Source organism: Clostridium massiliamazoniense, from assembly GCF_001403635.1.
GTDB lineage: Bacteria > Bacillota > Clostridia > Clostridiales > Clostridiaceae > Sarcina > Sarcina massiliamazoniense.
On the sequence record NZ_LN879468.1, the window covers coordinates 2,069,919 to 2,086,921 of the forward strand.

Consider the following 17,003-nt stretch of genomic DNA (forward strand, 5'->3'; position numbering starts at 1 on the left):
GCTGATGTTTAAGACCTCAGCTTATTTTAATGATATTCCTATTTTTTCACCCATAGAAACTTGTGTTTCAAAACCTTTATTGGTTTGTTTAATTATATCACTATCTATTTTTACAGTATCTTTTTTAAAGAAAAGTATAGTTGTAGAACCACCAAATTTAAAAAAGCCTTTTTCTTCTCCTCTTTTTACAGGAATATTACTTTGGTAACTTTGAATTATTGTTCCAACGCAAGTGGCTCCAACTTCTATTAAAATAACATCATCAAAATTTTTTGAATTAAATATAGACCATTCTCTTTTATTTTTACAAAAAAGTTTAGGTATTTTTTCTAAGGCTATAGGATTAACAGAATAATAAGAGCCTTTTATTTTTTTTGTAGGTCCACATATGCCATCATCAATGAAATGAAATCTATGGTAATCAGTTGGACAAAGTCTAAGGATAAGACATGTTCCACCTTCATATTTATTTGCGACAACATCATTGGATATTAATTCTCTAAGTGAATAAGTAAAGCCTTTTACTTGAACTAAAGCATTCATATTGATGTTTTCAAAGGCAAATAGCCTTCCATCTCCCGGTGAAATTAGGGAGGTAGTTTTTTTATCTATAGGTCTAGCGGAATCAATAAGTTTTCTGCTAAAAAAGTCATTAAAATTTCTGAATTCATGTAGATCTTTTTCACATAATTCTGTATCAATATGAAATTGTTCTACAAATTTAGGAATTTTCTTTTTACTTAGACGACTGCTACAATAAAGTCCGTAAACTCTAGAAAACATTTTTTTCTTAACAAAGAGCTCAACCATTCCCTTACCAACTGGTGAGCAATAAGACCAATTAATATAATTTAGTCCAGCAACGTTTTCTATATCATAATCTTTAGTTTCTCTATTATAAATTTTAATCATTAAATAAAACTCCCCTTAATTATTTATTGTAATTATATTACCATTAATAAATTACGTAAGAATTAAAAATATAAAAATATATATAAAATAATTGTTTTAAAATTTTTAGCAATATAAATACAATTATATTATTGACACTAATTAGTAATAAATATAAAATTAAATAAGAAGGTATAACCTTAATAGAATTTCATAAGCCTCTATAGTTCAACGGATAGAACAATCCCCTCCTAAGGGATAGATGCAGGTTCGATTCCTACTAGGGGTACCAAGCTTCATATTTTATATGGAGCTTATTTTTTTATCTAAATTTTATTCTAAGTCTCTAAATTTTATTATAAATTAATATTACAAAATATGTAAATAATATATATCATATTTAATAATTAATAGATATAATGTATCAAGAAGGTCAAATTTTTAAAAAATATTTAATAAGTAAACGAAAAATTAAATCAATTGAAAATTAAAACTCAATTTTAATATTTTTTTTTTAGAAGGAATTACGAAAAAAATATTTTATTGTGTTATAATAGATATAAAATTTTTTTTTAGGAGAGTGATATTTTTGGATCCTTTTACGGGGCAGGTAATAATTCTTATAATAATGGTATTTCTTTCAGGATTTTATTCAGCTTCAGAAACCGCATTGATGTCTGTAAACAGAATAAGAATGAAACATTTATCAGAGGAAGGTGTAAAAAAAGCGCAACTTGTTTATAATTGGACGGAGGACCCACATGAATTATTAGCTACAATTTTAGTTGCAAATAATGTTATAAATATAGCGGCATCATCTTTAGCAACAACTGTTGCATATAGATTCGGTGGAGCATGGGTTGCCATAGCAACTGGGATAATGACAGTTGTAATACTTATATTTAGTGAAATAACTCCAAAATCATTGGCGAAACAATATTCAGAAGGTGTTTCACAGGTTGTTATAAAACCTGTTATTTTCACAGTGTATTTATTAAAGCCTATTGTATGGTTATTTAACAAGATAGCATCTTTCTTTATAAGAATATTAGGAGGAGACCCTAGCAAAGCAGAAGCCTTCATTACTCAGGAAGAGCTAAAAACCCTTGTTGATGTTGGTGGAGAAGAAGGTGTCATTGAAGAGGAAGAAAAGGAAATGATATTCAATGTTTTTGAATTTGGAGATCATCAAGTTAAAGATATAATGGTTCAAAGAGTTGATATAATAGCTGAGAGTGTTGATGTAACATATGAGGAACTTTTAGCTGGTATAAAAGAATATCAATTTTCAAGAATTCCTATATATGAAGAAACTATTGATGATATAGTAGGTATTTTATTCATAAAGGATTTAATACTTCTAGATGACGAAAGTAAAAAAGATTTCGATGTAAGAAAGCATATGAGAAAGCCTTATTATACTTTTGAATTTAAAAACATTTCAGATCTTTTTGAAGAAATGAAAAATACAAGAAACCATATATCTGTTGTTTTAGATGAGTATGGTGGAACTGTTGGTATGGTTACTATAGAAGACTTAATCGAAGAGATAGTGGGAGAAATAGAAGACGAATATGATGAAGTCGAAGATGAGGTCAAAGAAGTTAAAGAAAACGAATATGAAGTTGATGGAAGCACAAGATTAGAAGATTTAAGTGATATAATTGAAGATGTTGAAATAGCTTCAGATGAGTTTGACTCAGTTGGTGGATTTATTATAGGTCTTTTAGATAGATTACCAGAAGAAGGCGAAGAAATAGAGTATGAAAATCTTAAGTTTAAGGTTGAAGAAATAGAGAAGAAGAGAATAATGAAAGTTAGAATTTTTGTTCTTAATTCTAAGGTGGCTAAAGATGAGGAATAATTGTTTTTTTTGTGATTTAAGGAGAACTTAAAATATGGGCTATATGGATATAGCATTAGAGGAGGCGAAAAGAGCTATGAAGCTTGGAGAAGTCCCTGTTGGTGCTATTATAATTAAAGATAATAAAATTATAAGCAAAGCTCATAATTTAAAAGAAACATTAAATGACCCAACAGCACATGCTGAAATTTTAGCAATACAAAAAGCTACTAAAGTTCTAAAGAATTGGAGATTAAGTGGCTGTGAAATGTATGTAACCTTAGAGCCTTGTCCTATGTGTGCGGGGGCAATATTACAGAGTAGAATATCTAAATTACATATAGGAACTTTTGATGAGAAAACAGGAGCTTGTGGCTCAGTACTTAATATAGTACAAAATGACAATCTTAACTTTTTTTTAGATTTGAAGTGGGAATATAATGAGGACTGTAGTAATTTACTTAGCAGTTTTTTCAAATATAGAAGAAGATAAAGTAGAGCTTGTATTAATTTATATTGATACAAGCTTTATTTTTATATTTATATATAGGTAAATAATTATTATTATAAAATAATAATAGTATTTTACTTATATATGATAAGTTTTTATAATAAAGATGTAAAAGTTATTAAAAAATTAGTTTTAAATAAGAGTTTTATATAGATTGAACAAAAGAGAAAGGAAGAGAAGCTAATGAATAAGTATTTAGAAAAGTTAGAAAGGTATCCAATTGGAATAAGTGGAACTTGTCTATCTTTTATAACATTAAGTAATTGCTGGCTTTTAAAAGGAGTAGATTATTTAAAGCCTATATCAATAATATTAGCTGTGGGGATGCTTACATTAATGGTTATAAGATTTATAAAGTTTCCTAAAACAGTAATTGAAGAAGTGAAACATCCTGTTACAGGAACATTTTATCCTACTATAGGAATGGTAACATGGTTGGTATCAGCTTATTTTTATCCAATGTTTCCAAAATTCTGTACAGCATTATGGTTAGGGGCAGTGATTTGGCATTATGGAATAGTAATTTTATATACTGTTTTTAGAATTAAAGAAAGAAACTTTAAGAATTTAGTTCCTACTATGTTTATAGTATATACAGGAATGATTACAGGAACTGTTGTAAGTAAGAATATAGCAGGAGTTGAACCTATAGCACATTTCATGTTACTATTCGGATTTGTATTTTATACTGCATTATTACCTTTAGTATTATTTATAGTATTTAGAAGCGAAAAAATGGAAGATCATAAGTTACCAACAGTAGGAATAATTTGTTCACCAGCACCTCTTGGGGTAGTTGGAATGTTAACAATGAGTTCTAATCCAAATAAGTATATGTTATGGTGGTTAATTGTAACTGGATTAATGTTATTACCTGTAGTTTATTTTTACATTATTAAGTTATTTAAAGATGGATTTAAACCATCACATGCATCATTTACATTCCCTTTAGCAATAGCAACATTAGCTGCTTTTAAATTAGGAGTTTATTTCAATGGGCAAGGTCATAGAGTTTTAAGTAATGTATTTACTTTCCTTGGAAATGTAGAAATATTTATTGCAACTTATGTAATCTTTACAGTTTTATATAATTTCTTAAAAATGTTTGTAAATGCTATAAATCCAGCTATAGAGAAGAAATTAGAAATAGAAGCTAAAGCGATAAAAGAAACTATAATAGAAGAAACAACATTAAATGAAAAAATAAAAGAAGAAAAAATACATGCTTAGTATATAAAGAGGTATAAAGAGTAAAAAAATATAATAAATATTAAATGTAAAATTAAATTTAGTGTCTATATAAGTAGAAGATGAAGTCTTGCAGAGGACTTCATCTTTTTTGTAATAAAAATAATTAAGGAAGAATAAAATTTAAAGGAGAAATTATAAGGAGCGATTAGATGAAAATAGATATTATATCTGGTTTCCTAGGAGCAGGAAAAACTACTCTTATTCAAAAGCTCATAGATGAAGAATTGTATAAAGAAAAAATTGCAATTATAGAAAATGAATATGGTGAGGTTGCTATTGATGGAACTATATTAAGTAGTGGTGATATTGAAGTTAAAGAAATAACATCAGGGTGTATTTGTTGCAGTATAAAGGGTGACTTTAAAGATAGTATAAAAGAAGTTGTAGAAAAGTATAAACCAGAGAGAATAATTATTGAACCATCAGGAGTTGCTAAATTTTCAGAAGTAATTTCATCTATAAAAAGTTCTAATCTAAAGAATATAGATATAAATATGAAAATAACTTTAGTAGATGCAAATAACTATAAATATTATTTAGATAACTTTGGAGAATTTTATAAAAATCAGTTAGAGTCAGCAGAGTTAATTATATTAAATAGAACAGAGTCTTTAAAGGCTGAAGAAGTTGATGACATATGTAGTAGTATAAAAAATATAAAACCTACTTTAAAAATAATAACAACTTCTTTAGATAAAATGACAGCTAAAAGAATAATGGAAGTTGCTAAGATGTCAAAGGAAAATTTAACTTATGAGATGCAGATGTTCAAAGGAAAAGTCAGTATAAAAAATAATAATTCAGCTCATAAGATTTTTGAAAACATAGGTATAGAAACTACAAAAAGCTTTAATAGATATAAATTAAATAATCTGTTAAAAAACTTAGATAAAAAAGAAATATATGGTGAAGTTCTTAGAGCAAAGGGCATAGTTTCTATAGAAGATGGAAAATGGATTCAGTTTGATTATGTTCCCAAGAATGTTGATATAAAAGATTTTAAAAGTGATTATACAGGAAGGATTTGTGTTATAGGAAAAAATCTTAATAAAAATAATTTAAGGGAATTGTTTTTAAAAGAAAGAAGGAAATAGTTATGAGAAAATGTTCGGTGGAAATTATAAATGGATTTCTTTCATCTGGCAAGACTACTTTTTTGAATGGATTTTTAAGGAAAACAGTTAAGAGAGAAGAAGTTGTAGTTATACAGTGCGAATGTGGAAAAGAGGGTATTGCTTTAGATATTGAAAATAAATTTAATGTAAGTATAAAAAAGTTTAAATCAAATGATGAGTTAACAGTAGAAAGATTAATAAGAATCATAAAGTTTTATAAACCATCTAGGTTAGTAATAGAGAGCAATGGAATTTCTGATATAAATAAAATATTAAATTTATTTAACAATATAAAATTAAGAGCTTATTTTAAGGTAACAGGAATAGTAACAATTGTTAATTCAGGGACTTTAAATTCTTTTCTAAAAAATTTACCTCATTTAATAATTCCTACAATTGAAGCTAGTGACCTTGTAATTTTGAATTATTGCAATGCTATAACGAAAGAGTCAGAAGAGAAGTATATAAAGCTTTTGGAAGGTATGAATAATCATGCACATATAGTAGCAGCTAGAGAAAAGAGAGATTTAGAAGAAAAGATACAGAAGGTTAGAATAATTAGTTAAGGTTTAGAGAGTAGGGAATTTATATGGAGTCAATTATAATTAAATTTTCTATAATATTTTCTAGTATGGTACTAGAGGCATTGCCCTTCATAGTTTTAGGGGCAGTGCTTTCCTCTGTAATGCAACTATTTTTAACGGAGGAATTTATTAGTAGAATAATGCCAAGGAATAAGGTTTTAGGATCTATAATAGCAGCTTTTTTGGGAGTATTTTTTCCAATATGTGAGTGTGTAACAGTTCCTATAACAAGGAGTTTAATGAAAAAAGGGGTTTCTATAAACATAGCTATAACTTATATGTTAGCAGCACCTATAGTAAATCCTATTGTAATAATGTCAACATATTATGCTTTTGATGGTAATTTAAAGTTTGTTTTATTAAGAGTTATTTTAGGAGTACTTATAGCAATAATAGCTGGATTAATAATGAATGTCTTTTCAGAAGGTGAGAATATTTTAAAGGATAATTATGATACAAATTATTATAAATGTAATTGTGGATGTGAGGAGATAAAAAAAGCTAATAAAAACACATTAATAACTTTACTTAAGATGAGTTCAGTAGAATTTTATGAGATAGGGAAGTTTTTCATAGGTGGTTCTTTCTTAGCTACGGTATTTCAAATGAGCCTAACAGAATATATTTCACAATCAATTGGATTTAACCCTATTATAGGAATTGTTTTCTTAATGTTAGCATCTTTTCTTTTATCCTTATGTTCTGAAGCAGATGCTTTTGTGGCAAGAAGCTTTTTAGGCACTTTTAGCACTGGAAGTATTTTAGGTTTTTTATTAATAGGTCCAATGATAGATTTGAAAAATATAACAATGTTATTAGCATCTTATAAAAAATCCTTTGTGTTAAAATTGACATTTGTTGTAACTGCATTAATATTCATTAGTTGTGTACTTATTCTGTAAGGCAGGGGGACAAGTTGTGAGAAGATTTAATTTAAATCAATTTATATGGGTTATATTATTAGGGATACTAATAGGGTCAATAGGGTTTTTACTAATTTCAGATAAATTATTTTCCTTAATAGTGGGCAGTATGAAAATATATGTTGTATTAACCTTAATATTTTTAACTCTTATTTTTCTAATAGAAATAAAAGATATATTTACTGTTCCATCAAGAGGAGGAATAAAAAAGGGATATATATTTTTTATTTTACTTATAGCTGCATTGGTAATTGTATCTAATACAGATATTTTACGAAATTCCTTAATAATGAAAGGGGTAGTTATAGAACATAAAGGTCATAATCATAATAAAAACCATAATCATAATAAAAACCATAATCATAAATTAAGTTTTGAAAGGGATAATATTTTAATAAATAAAGAAAATTTTCATAGTTCTGTGGAGGCAATTTTAGAAAATACAGAAGATTATAAAACTATGCCTATTACAGTTGAGGGATTATTATATAATGAAAAAGTTGAGGTAGGAGACTTTTTTATTACTCAGGTAGATATGAATTGTTGTATGGCAGATTCAAAATTTTTAGGTATAACTTGTGTAGGAAGCATAAATTCTGAGTTTAAAACAGGTGATTATGTGAGAGTTAAGGGAACCTTAAATGTTACAGAATATAAAGGTGAAAAAATTCCTGTTATATATATAAATCAATTAGAAAATTTTAATAACTAAATACCTATTATATTTATAGAGTAAACAGTATTTTACTAATTTAGTTTTGATGGGTATTATAATAGATGAGCGAACATCTAAAACTTAATTTTAATTTAAATGTTTAGCTATGATTTTAGTTAATATAAAGATAAAGGGCTGTAATTTTAAGTTTATTATTACAGCCCTTAAATAAGTAATGGGGAATCAAATATTTAGTACAGTTACTAATTCAGAGGTGAATTTATGAAACAAAAGATAAATTCAATAATTCCAGGAATAATTGTATGTTTGATAATATCAGTAATAAGTAAGATTATAAATATCTTTGTGCCAGAAGTAGGTGCAGCAACATTTGCAATTATTATAGGGATTATTGTAGGAAATACCTTAATAAGGGATGGAAAATATTCTAAGGGAATAAAATTTTCAGAAAAGTTTTTCTTATCTTGGGCAATAGCTCTTCTTGGAGTAATATTAAATATAAATAAAGTCTTATCAGTGGGATGGAATGGATTTTTATTTATAATACTTCAAATGACTTTAACAATAATAGTTGTTTATTTTATAGGAAAAAAATTAGGATTTAAAGAAAAGTTTGTTCTATTAATGTGTGCAGGAAATGCAGTCTGTGGGTCTTCAGCTATAGGAGCAACAGATGAAGTTATAAATGCTGATAAAAAAGATAAATCTATATCAATCGCAATGGTAAATTTAATAGGAACTATTCTTATGTTTATCTTACCACTTATAACCTTAGGACTATATAATCATTCAGAGCTAAAAACTTCTGCAATGATAGGAGGAATATTACAATCAGTTGGACAGGTTGTTGCTTCAGGGGCACTTATAAGTCCTCAAATTTCTAACATGTCTACTATTTTTAAAATAATAAGAATAATATTTTTAACTGTTGTAGTAATAGTTTTAGGAAAAATGGCTGAACGAGATGAACGAAAAAATGGTGAAACTTGTGATATAAAAGAAGAAAAGATGAAGGTAAAAATACCTTGGTACATAATAGTATTTTTTATACTAGCTATTATATGTAGTTTGGGAATAATACCAAATACTGTTAATACAGAAGTACATAAAGTTGGAGAATATTTTGAAGTTATAGCTTTAGCAGCTATAGGTATGAATGTAAAATTTAAGGATTTAATGGAGCAAGGAAAGAAGTCAATAATTTATGCAGGTTTAATTGCAATAAGTCAAATTATTATAGCTACAGGGCTAATTTATTTATTATTTTAATGGGGTTTTAGTGGGGAATTTCCATTTTAAATACTTTCAAATTTCAAATCTTTAATGAAATTAATGCAAAAAATATACAAAAACTAAGAAGGAAATCATTTATTTATAATTTTTTTTTATAAAACTATTGAAAAAATAGAGAATTATTGAATGTAGTGAGAGTAATTGTAAAAACTTAGAGTATATGATAAAATATTTAAAAATGATAATTCATAGTTTGTTAAAGAAATTAGAAAAAATTGCTTCAACAAATTTTTTTGCATGGGGGAGTATTTATGCTAGAAATCCTTATTTGCCACCAAGCAAGGGAAGAAAGAGAAGAGTTAAAGAAAATATTAGAGAATATAATCTTGATTGAAAATTTTCAGATGGAGATTACTGTAATAAGTGATGACCCTAGAGAAATATTAAGAAAAGTTAAGGAGAATACAAGTCCAGCAGTGTATTTTTTAGGCGTCTCTTTTGATTCGGATATGAATGGAATATCATTAGGGTCAAAAATAAGAGAATATGATGAACTAGGAGTTATAGTTTTTGTAACACCACATATAGAGATGAGTTACTTAGCATATCTTTATAAAGTCGAAGCTTTAGATTATATAATATTAGATAAATTAAGTGATATAAAAGACAGGTTAGAGGCATGTTTGGTTAGAGCAAATAGAAAATTAATCTTAGACAAGAGTGATAGTCGGAATTTTAAAATACGGTTAGGAGACAGGGTTTTAAGTTTAAGTAAAGATGAAATAATATACTTTGAAACGGCTACATCACCCCATAAATTAGTGTTACACACGGAAGAAGAAAATATAGAATTTATGGGAAGATTAAAACATATAGAAAATGGTTTAGGAAAAGGGTTCTTTAGGTGTCATAAATCTTATCTAATAAATACATCTAAAGTGCGGGAGCTTGACATTAAAGAAAAGGTAGTTACTATGAGTAATGGAGAAAAGTGTCTTGTATCAAAACGTGCACTTAATGAGCTTGTACAGAATATATAATAAAAAAAGCCTTCATATGAATTAGATTCATAGGAGGCTTAGCTATGATTGTAGTGTAGTAAAAATTTGAGGTTGAATTTTATCTTAAAATTAGATTGAACTTTTAAGCTATTAGCTTAAAATAAGGAAATATTCATCATATTAATTGCTTGCATAAACAATTCAACTAATTTAAGATTAAAAACACCAAATGTTGAATTATCAACGATATAATAATACCATATAAAAAAATGCTTTTGCATAAAAGAATCCTAAAAGGTAAAAAAACAGTGATTAATTAGATAATAATTTTATAAATGACAAAATTCAATTACTTTATGATTGAAATTTAAGGATTAAATATAATTTTATGTTAGTATTAGTGTATTTATATGGGAATTTAGAAAGTTATACAAAATATTCCACGGTTAATTTGGGACAAATTCATAAAGATTTGAAAATAATACTTCATTGACAGTACATAATAGCTATGTTAGAATTAAAAAGTAACAATTTAAATAAACTAAATTTGGAGAGATGTCCGAGTGGTCGAAGGAGCACGCCTGGAAAGCGTGTATAGGGGCAACTCTATCAGGGGTTCAAATCCCCTTCTCTCCGCCAATGCCGTGCTAGATGGGGAGTTAGCGGTGCCCTGTAACCTGCAATCCGCTATAGCAGGATCGAACACCTATCGAGGCCTTAATTCTGTGAGGTCTGCCCTAAGAACGTGGTGTTGAGAATCGGGTCCCACGCAATGGAAGCCTATGAACCTGGTCAGGTCTGGAAGGAAGCAGCCATAAGTAGTCACTTTCATGTGCCGTGGTAAAATCTGGTTTGAGCTAACACTTAGGTAACGCTCATAGATTATTGTCAGAGTAGGCGCACGGTTTTATTATTTAGAAATTATATCTTTAGATTTTATCTAAAGATTTTTTTTATTTGGAATAGTTTTTATAAATAAATTCTATTGAATTTTCAAATTGAGTAGGGCTTTGAAAGTCTAAATTCCATAGATTTTTGTCTATTTCCATGAAAAAGGCATCACCAGCTGTTTCTAAATTTACTTCGGTTATATATAATTTTTTTGCATAAGGGTAGAAAATTTTATATATCTCACTTCCGCCAATAATGAAAATTTCTTCATTTGAATCTTTGTTATTCTTTATAAATTCATTTATGTCTTTGAGTACAGTAATCTCTGGATTGTTATTAGCAAAAGATTCATTTCTACTTAAAATAATGTGTTTTCTCTTTGGTAATAGACCAGGAAGTGACTGAAAGGTTTTTCTCCCCATTACTATAGTTTTACCAGTAGTTAATTCCTTAAATCTTTTAAGATCTGATGGTAGATACCAAGGGATTTTATTGTTAAGTCCAATTACTTTATTTTTGCTGTGTGCAACTATTAGTGAAAACATCTATAGCTCTCCTTTGTTCTATTATTTGAATTAAGTTTAAATATTTAGTAATAATTATAATATAATTATCTCACTTTATGTAGATTTACTATGAAGTTAAGATTAGATTATTGTGAAGAGTTAATTTTTTATAAATCTAAACAGTAAAATTAAGAAGTTTAGATTAGTTATTACTTAAGTATTATTAGTATAGCTTTTGAGAAATAATAGCAATGCTATGAATGAAAACTTATGTTAAAATTATAAATATGACTTTGAATATAATTTTTATTGATTTGAGAGGGTGAAAAATTTGGCTTATAAAGCTTTATATAGAGAATGGAGACCTGCTACTTTTGAAGATTTAGTAGGGCAAGAACATATAACAACAACATTAAAAAATCAAATATTAAATAATAAGGCAGCACATGCTTATCTTTTTTGTGGAACGAGAGGAACAGGAAAGACATCAACAGCTAAAGTAATGGCAAAGGCTTTAAATTGTTTAGATTTACAAGATGGAGAGCCTTGCAATGAATGTGAAATGTGCAAAAAGATAAATGAAGGATTAGCCATAGATGTAACAGAATTAGATGCAGCATCAAATAATGGTGTAGATAAAATTAGAGAGATAATAGATGATGTTCAATATCCACCACAGGAAGCAAAGACAAAGGTTTACATAATGGATGAGGTACATATGCTTTCTATTGGAGCTGTAAATGCATTTTTGAAGACATTGGAAGAACCTCCAAGTAATGTAGTCTTTATACTTGCAACAACAGATCCACAAAAGCTTCCAATAACTATATTATCAAGATGTCAAAGATTTGACTTTAAGAGAATTTCAAAGGAAAAGGTTATAGAAAGACTAAGAAGAATTGTAACTGAAAAGGGTGTATTTGCTGACGATAAAAGTTTAGATTTAATAGCTAGGGTTTCAGATGGAGCAATGAGAGATGCTCTAAGTATTTTAGATCAAGCAATTTCTATGGGAGATAACAAGGTTGATTATGATGAAGTTGTATCAATGCTTGGTTTAGTAACTAATGAATATCTTTTTGATTTAACAGATGCTATTATAGAAAGAAATATAGAAAAGGCTATGGAAACTGTGGAGGAAATAGTCTTAGCAGGTAAGGATTTAGGTTTGTTCATTAAGGATTTAATAAATCACTATAGAAATCTTCTAATGATTAAAGTTACTCAAAATCCAGATGAAGTTCTAGACATGGCAAAGGAAAACATCCTTAGATTGAAGGACCAAGGTCAAAGGATTAGAGGAGAAGAAATAATAAGAGCTATTAGAATTCTTCAAGAAGGTGAAGAAAGTTCTAAGTCTAGTAAACAAGGAAGACTATACTTAGAGTTATCTATTATAAAAATGTGTAAAATAGAATATGATACATCAAAAGAGGTGTTATTAGCAAGATTGAACAAATTAGAGGAAACTATAAAAAGTGGAAATATAAAAGTTAATCCTAATAAAGAGCCTACTGTAGATAATAATAAGAGAGTAGTAGCCCCTAAAAGTCAGCCTATGAAACAAAGTAAACCAGTGAGTGTTGATGGATCTTTAGATAGTTCTGTTACTATAGAAGATGCAAAAAGGGCATGGAAGGATTTGTTAGAAACATTAAAGGGAAGAAGAGCAATGGTTGTTTATTTATCACTTGTTCCTGGAAAAGTAATAGGATGTAGTAATGGCGTCATAGAAGTTGAATTTAGTGAACAGTATTCAGGAAATAAGATTAGATTAGAACAAAATGCTACATCAAAAATAATAAACGATACTTTTTCTGAGATATTAGGAAAGAGAGTTCAAGTTATTTATAGAGTTCAAAATGAAGGAGGATCAGAAGTAGATCCTGAAGAAGCCCTAAGAGAAATTATGGGTGATGCATTAGAAGTTATAGATGATTAATTAGAATTTAAATAATTATTCATTGTATATTGGTATTAAAGAAGAAAATACTATATAATAGTTGTATGAAAAAATTATAGAGGAGGATTTGACCATGGCAAGAGGTGGATTCCCAGGTGGAATGGGAAATATGCAAAACTTAATGAAACAAGCACAACAAATGCAAAGACAAATGCAACAAGCACAAGAGGAACTTGAAAGTAAAGAATTTGAGGGATCAGCGGGTGGAGTTGTAACTGCTAAAGTTAATGGTAAGAAAGAATTATTAAGTTTAAATATAAAACCAGAAGCTGTAGATCCTGATGATGTAGAGATGTTAGAAGACTTAATTTTAACAGCTATAAACAGTGCTATGAAGAGTGCTGATGAGGAAACAGCAGAAAAAATGGGTAAATTAACTGGTGGATTAAATATACCAGGACTTTTCTAGATTTTTAAATAAAAATTATAGAATAGAACTAAATTAATAGTATACTAAGATTCATACTTTATTTAGAGTAGAAGAATAATCGTTTGGTAGACTATAAGATAATTTTTGGGCATACAGAATAAGCTGTATGCCTAAAATTTTAAATAAAGGAGGGGATTTAATGGATTTTTATCCAGTTGCAATAGAAAAACTAATAGAAGAGTTTGCAAAGCTACCTAGTATAGGTAAAAAAACTGCTCAAAGATTAACTTTACATGTTCTTAACTTACCAAAAGAAGAAGTTGAAGCCTTTGCTGATGCTTTAAAGGAAGCAAGAGGAACAATAAGATATTGTTCAGTTTGTGGAAACTTTACAGATTCAGATCCTTGCTCAATTTGTTCTAATCCAAATAGAGATAAAGAGATAATTTGTGTTGTTGAACAACCTAAAGATATAATGACTATGGAGAGAGTTAAAGAATTTAATGGTGTTTATCATGTACTTCATGGAAATATATCACCAATGCAAGGAAGAGGTCCTCAAGATATAAGAATTAGGGAACTTGTATCTAGAATGAGTGCTGATATAAAAGAAGTTATTTTAGCAACAAATCCTAATATAGAAGGTGAAGCTACTGCTATGTATATTTCAAAGGTTTTAAAACCATTAGATATAAAGGTTACTAGAATAGCAGCAGGAATTCCTGTAGGAGGCGATTTAGAGTATGCTGATGAAGTAACTTTATCTAAAGCTTTAGAGGGAAGAAAGGAACTTTAAGTATTAGATATAAATACATAATTATAAATGTAAGCTTAATTTAGGTGGAATTTTGATTCCATCTGAATGCTTAGTCAAAGTTATCTAGAGCTTTAGTAAGTAGTTATAGGGTAGATATTAAACTTCATATGATTTATCACTGAATAAATTTAAATAGCTTGTCAATAATTCTCAATATAAAAAAATATTATTTTATAGGGAGGCATTATTGATGGAAAAAGTTAATATTGATAAGCATACAAATATAAAGGAAAAAAACTTAAAAAAGAAGGGGAAAAAAAAGAAAGTTATATCAAAAGAACAAAGGAAAGAACTTTTATTAGCCATAGAAAAAACACAGTTAGAATTAGAGTCTGTTAGAATTTCATTTCAGTTTGTTAATGAACCTAATTTAATTGAATCTTTGATATACAAAGAAAGAGAAATTTTAGCTAGGTACAATTACTTAATAAAAGAAATGAAAAGAAAAAAAGTTAAGGCTAGTAAAATGGACATCTATAAAAAGTCTTGTAAGGTATGTTAAGAAATTTTAGATAGTTAGCTTTAAGGGGGATGTTAATATGGAAGATTTTATTTTATTAGTTGGAGCCATATGTGTAGGATGGCTGTTATTTAAAATAATATTTGGATCATTAAAAAAGATAATAGGTCTTGTGATAAATGGAGTTTTGGGAGTAATACTACTAACAATATTTAATTATTTTGGAGCTTTATTTGGAATAACTATTGGAATAAATCTATTAACTGCATTAATAGCTGGAATATTAGGGGTTCCAGGGGTTATATTAATGGTGTTATTTCAATTATTTTAATTAAGATATAAATAAAATCTGAAAAGAGGAGCCACTAAAAGTGGCTCCTCTTTATTTAAAATAAATAGATGGGAGGAAACTTGCAATATTAAGCAAGGAATTTAGTAGTTGATACTTCTATATAAAGAGGAGTATTTAAAGAAGTATAAAATAAACTACCTTATATAATATTCTAAAGAAAAAAAGTTGTTACAGAAAACTTAAATATATCATATAAATTATTTTAGGTTTATATAATATAAAAGAAATATAATATTTAAAAATTGGGGGTGGATATTATATTGTTTAAGGTAATAGAAAAAAACAAGCTTTACTTAATAATAAGCACAATAATTTATATAATATTTTTTTTCTTTATTGGAGGTAATAATAGATTACTTTCCTTAAGCAATGCTTCAGAGGGGATTAGTGCAAATGTAGCTTTGGATAAGTACTTATCTATAAATAATATAAAGGTGCTTTTGTTATTTTTTCTTATAGGTGGAGCATGTGCATATATTTTTAGAGACAAGGAAATTAAGTTTAAAGATATTATAGACAGAAAGGAAAATAGGACTAAGTATTTTAAGAACATATTAATAGAATTGTATTTACCTTTGTTTATTGGTATTGTGATGAATTTTATTGTAAAAATTATATTGTTTTACTCTTTTAAAGGAAAAATAAATGAGAGTGTTTCACCTTTAGTTATAGGGACTTCTTTTGTTTATTTAAGTATAATATCTTTATTTATAGGAGCATTATTTTTACTAGGAGCTATAGCTTTAAAAAATCCTATGAAAAGCATCCTTTTTCCTATACTAATAATTGATATATTAATTTTGCTATTTAGTATTGGTTCTTTTATTATAGGAGAAACTGTTCCATTTATAAAGAATATAATAAATTTAATTTTATATCCTATACTGAAGCTTATAGATGGATTCTTTTTTAATTTTAAATTTGAACTTATGTTTTTTGAAAACCAATTGGTTATTCTACTTTTATTAGCTGTAATGTCTGCATTACCTTTGTTATTTGCATATAAAGGAATAGTATATATTTCAGAGAGTGATTATAAGTCAGAATTTAGATGTAGAAATGTAAGAAAGTTTCTTTTTTTATCAATAGTAGCTATAGGTGTACTAGGAGCTTTATTATTAGCAAGTGGAGTTATTTCTTTATTATTAAATAGTATTAAGTTAATGGATGCTCTTCTTATAGGTGAAGTTTTATCTCTATTATTGATTCCAATAATATATATAAAAATAAATAAAATTTACATGAATAATAGAGAACAGGAGTTATTAGAGGTTAACGATGCTTTTAATGAAAAATTTAATGAAAAAGAGGGAGTTTTAAGATTTGAAGATATAGAGTTAAATAGAGTAAATGATAAAATAATAGAATTTAAAGATAATTCTAAAATAAAGAGAAGTGGTGAGTTTGTAAAGAAAAAGTCAAAGAAATTTAATAAAGAAAAAGTAATAGAATTTAAAACTAAAAGTGGGGGTAAAGTAAAAAATAATAAGAATAATACTGATGAGAGACATAATTCTAGGAAGAAAAGAAAAAAATAATATTCCTCTAAATAATTTTTTATTGTTACATTGACTACCTATGGGATAAAGTTTACACTTAAATAATACATTATTTTA

At 27.4% G+C, this 17,003-nt stretch carries 17 protein-coding genes, 2 tRNA genes and 1 other RNA gene; 18 read left to right on the forward strand and 2 right to left on the reverse strand.

What is annotated here, in order from left to right; translation table 11 throughout:
* Window positions 1-21 precede the first annotated feature (21 nt).
* Window positions 22-912, reverse strand: coding sequence for a phosphatidylserine decarboxylase (locus tag ARA19_RS16735; protein WP_055072045.1), 891 nt, complete (start codon window positions 910-912; stop codon window positions 22-24).
* Window positions 913-1,108: 196 nt separating this feature from the next.
* Between ARA19_RS16735 and ARA19_RS16740 the strand changes: the two genes are divergently transcribed.
* The 12 genes from ARA19_RS16740 to ffs all read left to right on the forward strand — a co-directional run bounded on the left by ARA19_RS16740 (window position 1,109) and on the right by ffs (window position 10,933).
* A tRNA-Arg gene (locus ARA19_RS16740) sits at window positions 1,109-1,183 on the forward strand.
* Between the two features lie 297 nt (window positions 1,184-1,480).
* Complete coding sequence (locus tag ARA19_RS16745) at window positions 1,481-2,755, forward strand: HlyC/CorC family transporter (protein WP_055072046.1); 1,275 nt, start codon at window positions 1,481-1,483, stop codon at window positions 2,753-2,755.
* A gap of 34 nt (window positions 2,756-2,789) precedes the next feature.
* Complete coding sequence (gene tadA / locus ARA19_RS16750) at window positions 2,790-3,227, forward strand: tRNA adenosine(34) deaminase TadA (protein ID WP_055072047.1); 438 nt, start codon at window positions 2,790-2,792, stop codon at window positions 3,225-3,227.
* A 201-nt stretch (window positions 3,228-3,428) separates the two neighbouring features.
* Complete coding sequence (locus ARA19_RS16755; RefSeq protein ID WP_055072048.1) at window positions 3,429-4,475, forward strand: TDT family transporter; 1,047 nt, start codon at window positions 3,429-3,431, stop codon at window positions 4,473-4,475.
* Window positions 4,476-4,645: 170 nt separating this feature from the next.
* Window positions 4,646-5,590, forward strand: coding sequence for a CobW family GTP-binding protein (locus tag ARA19_RS16760; protein ID WP_055072049.1), 945 nt, complete (start codon window positions 4,646-4,648; stop codon window positions 5,588-5,590).
* Window positions 5,591-5,592: 2 nt separating this feature from the next.
* Complete coding sequence (locus ARA19_RS16765; protein WP_055072050.1) at window positions 5,593-6,177, forward strand: GTP-binding protein; 585 nt, start codon at window positions 5,593-5,595, stop codon at window positions 6,175-6,177.
* Between the two features lie 23 nt (window positions 6,178-6,200).
* Window positions 6,201-7,097 (forward strand): permease, encoded by an 897-nt coding sequence (locus ARA19_RS16770; RefSeq protein WP_055072051.1) that lies wholly within the window; start codon window positions 6,201-6,203, stop codon window positions 7,095-7,097.
* 16 nt (window positions 7,098-7,113) lie between these two features.
* Entirely contained in the window at window positions 7,114-7,830 is a 717-nt protein-coding gene (locus ARA19_RS16775) for a TIGR03943 family putative permease subunit (protein ID WP_055072052.1), read from the forward strand.
* A 225-nt stretch (window positions 7,831-8,055) separates the two neighbouring features.
* Window positions 8,056-9,063, forward strand: a complete 1,008-nt coding sequence (locus tag ARA19_RS16780) for a YeiH family protein (protein WP_055072053.1) — start codon at window positions 8,056-8,058, stop codon at window positions 9,061-9,063.
* Between the two features lie 275 nt (window positions 9,064-9,338).
* Complete coding sequence (locus ARA19_RS16785; protein WP_055072054.1) at window positions 9,339-10,067, forward strand: LytR/AlgR family response regulator transcription factor; 729 nt, start codon at window positions 9,339-9,341, stop codon at window positions 10,065-10,067.
* 510 nt (window positions 10,068-10,577) lie between these two features.
* Window positions 10,578-10,667: transfer RNA gene (locus ARA19_RS16790), tRNA-Ser, on the forward strand.
* A 3-nt stretch (window positions 10,668-10,670) separates the two neighbouring features.
* Window positions 10,671-10,933, forward strand: an RNA gene (gene ffs / locus ARA19_RS17240) — signal recognition particle sRNA large type.
* 48 nt (window positions 10,934-10,981) lie between these two features.
* Here ffs and ARA19_RS16795 read toward each other — a convergent pair.
* The gene (locus ARA19_RS16795) at window positions 10,982-11,464 is read right to left on the reverse strand and encodes a dihydrofolate reductase (RefSeq protein ID WP_055072055.1); all 483 of its coding nucleotides are present in this window, start codon (window positions 11,462-11,464) and stop codon (window positions 10,982-10,984) included.
* A gap of 292 nt (window positions 11,465-11,756) precedes the next feature.
* On the opposite strand from ARA19_RS16795, the gene dnaX reads away from it, so the two are divergent.
* From dnaX to ARA19_RS16825, 6 genes are all read left to right on the forward strand, one after another.
* Window positions 11,757-13,367: a DNA polymerase III subunit gamma/tau gene (dnaX, locus tag ARA19_RS16800; protein WP_055072056.1), complete on the forward strand. Its 1,611-nt coding sequence runs from the start codon at window positions 11,757-11,759 to the stop codon at window positions 13,365-13,367.
* A 94-nt stretch (window positions 13,368-13,461) separates the two neighbouring features.
* On the forward strand, window positions 13,462-13,797 hold the full coding sequence (locus ARA19_RS16805; RefSeq protein WP_055072057.1) for a YbaB/EbfC family nucleoid-associated protein: 336 nt from the start codon (window positions 13,462-13,464) through the stop codon (window positions 13,795-13,797).
* Window positions 13,798-13,957: 160 nt separating this feature from the next.
* On the forward strand, window positions 13,958-14,554 hold the full coding sequence (gene recR, locus ARA19_RS16810) for a recombination mediator RecR (protein ID WP_055072058.1): 597 nt from the start codon (window positions 13,958-13,960) through the stop codon (window positions 14,552-14,554).
* A 211-nt stretch (window positions 14,555-14,765) separates the two neighbouring features.
* Window positions 14,766-15,077 carry a DUF2508 family protein gene (locus ARA19_RS16815; RefSeq protein WP_055072059.1) on the forward strand — a complete coding sequence of 104 codons (312 nt, stop codon included), beginning with the start codon at window positions 14,766-14,768 and terminating at the stop codon, window positions 15,075-15,077.
* Between the two features lie 37 nt (window positions 15,078-15,114).
* Complete coding sequence (locus ARA19_RS16820; protein WP_055072060.1) at window positions 15,115-15,366, forward strand: pro-sigmaK processing inhibitor BofA family protein; 252 nt, start codon at window positions 15,115-15,117, stop codon at window positions 15,364-15,366.
* Between the two features lie 281 nt (window positions 15,367-15,647).
* Window positions 15,648-16,925 (forward strand): hypothetical protein, encoded by a 1,278-nt coding sequence (locus tag ARA19_RS16825; protein ID WP_055072061.1) that lies wholly within the window; start codon window positions 15,648-15,650, stop codon window positions 16,923-16,925.
* Window positions 16,926-17,003 lie beyond the last annotated feature (78 nt).

What these genes read in the sequence shown, in the direction of transcription:
- tadA (WP_055072047.1), top strand. Translation starts at nt 2,790, where the DNA reads ATGGGCTATATGGATATAGCATTAGAGGAGGCGAAAAGAGCTATGAAG.
- ARA19_RS16765 (WP_055072050.1), top strand. Translation starts at nt 5,593, where the DNA reads ATGAGAAAATGTTCGGTGGAAATTATAAATGGATTTCTTTCATCTGGC.
- recR (WP_055072058.1), top strand. Translation starts at nt 13,958, where the DNA reads ATGGATTTTTATCCAGTTGCAATAGAAAAACTAATAGAAGAGTTTGCA.
- ARA19_RS16785 (WP_055072054.1), top strand. Translation starts at nt 9,339, where the DNA reads ATGCTAGAAATCCTTATTTGCCACCAAGCAAGGGAAGAAAGAGAAGAG.
- ARA19_RS16755 (WP_055072048.1), top strand. Translation starts at nt 3,429, where the DNA reads ATGAATAAGTATTTAGAAAAGTTAGAAAGGTATCCAATTGGAATAAGT.
- ARA19_RS16805 (WP_055072057.1), top strand. Translation starts at nt 13,462, where the DNA reads ATGGCAAGAGGTGGATTCCCAGGTGGAATGGGAAATATGCAAAACTTA.
- ARA19_RS16780 (WP_055072053.1), top strand. Translation starts at nt 8,056, where the DNA reads ATGAAACAAAAGATAAATTCAATAATTCCAGGAATAATTGTATGTTTG.
- ARA19_RS16770 (WP_055072051.1), top strand. Translation starts at nt 6,201, where the DNA reads ATGGAGTCAATTATAATTAAATTTTCTATAATATTTTCTAGTATGGTA.
- ARA19_RS16735 (WP_055072045.1), bottom strand. Translation starts at nt 912, where the DNA reads ATGATTAAAATTTATAATAGAGAAACTAAAGATTATGATATAGAAAAC.
- ARA19_RS16760 (WP_055072049.1), top strand. Translation starts at nt 4,646, where the DNA reads ATGAAAATAGATATTATATCTGGTTTCCTAGGAGCAGGAAAAACTACT.
- ARA19_RS16795 (WP_055072055.1), bottom strand. Translation starts at nt 11,464, where the DNA reads ATGTTTTCACTAATAGTTGCACACAGCAAAAATAAAGTAATTGGACTT.
- ARA19_RS16820 (WP_055072060.1), top strand. Translation starts at nt 15,115, where the DNA reads ATGGAAGATTTTATTTTATTAGTTGGAGCCATATGTGTAGGATGGCTG.
- ARA19_RS16815 (WP_055072059.1), top strand. Translation starts at nt 14,766, where the DNA reads ATGGAAAAAGTTAATATTGATAAGCATACAAATATAAAGGAAAAAAAC.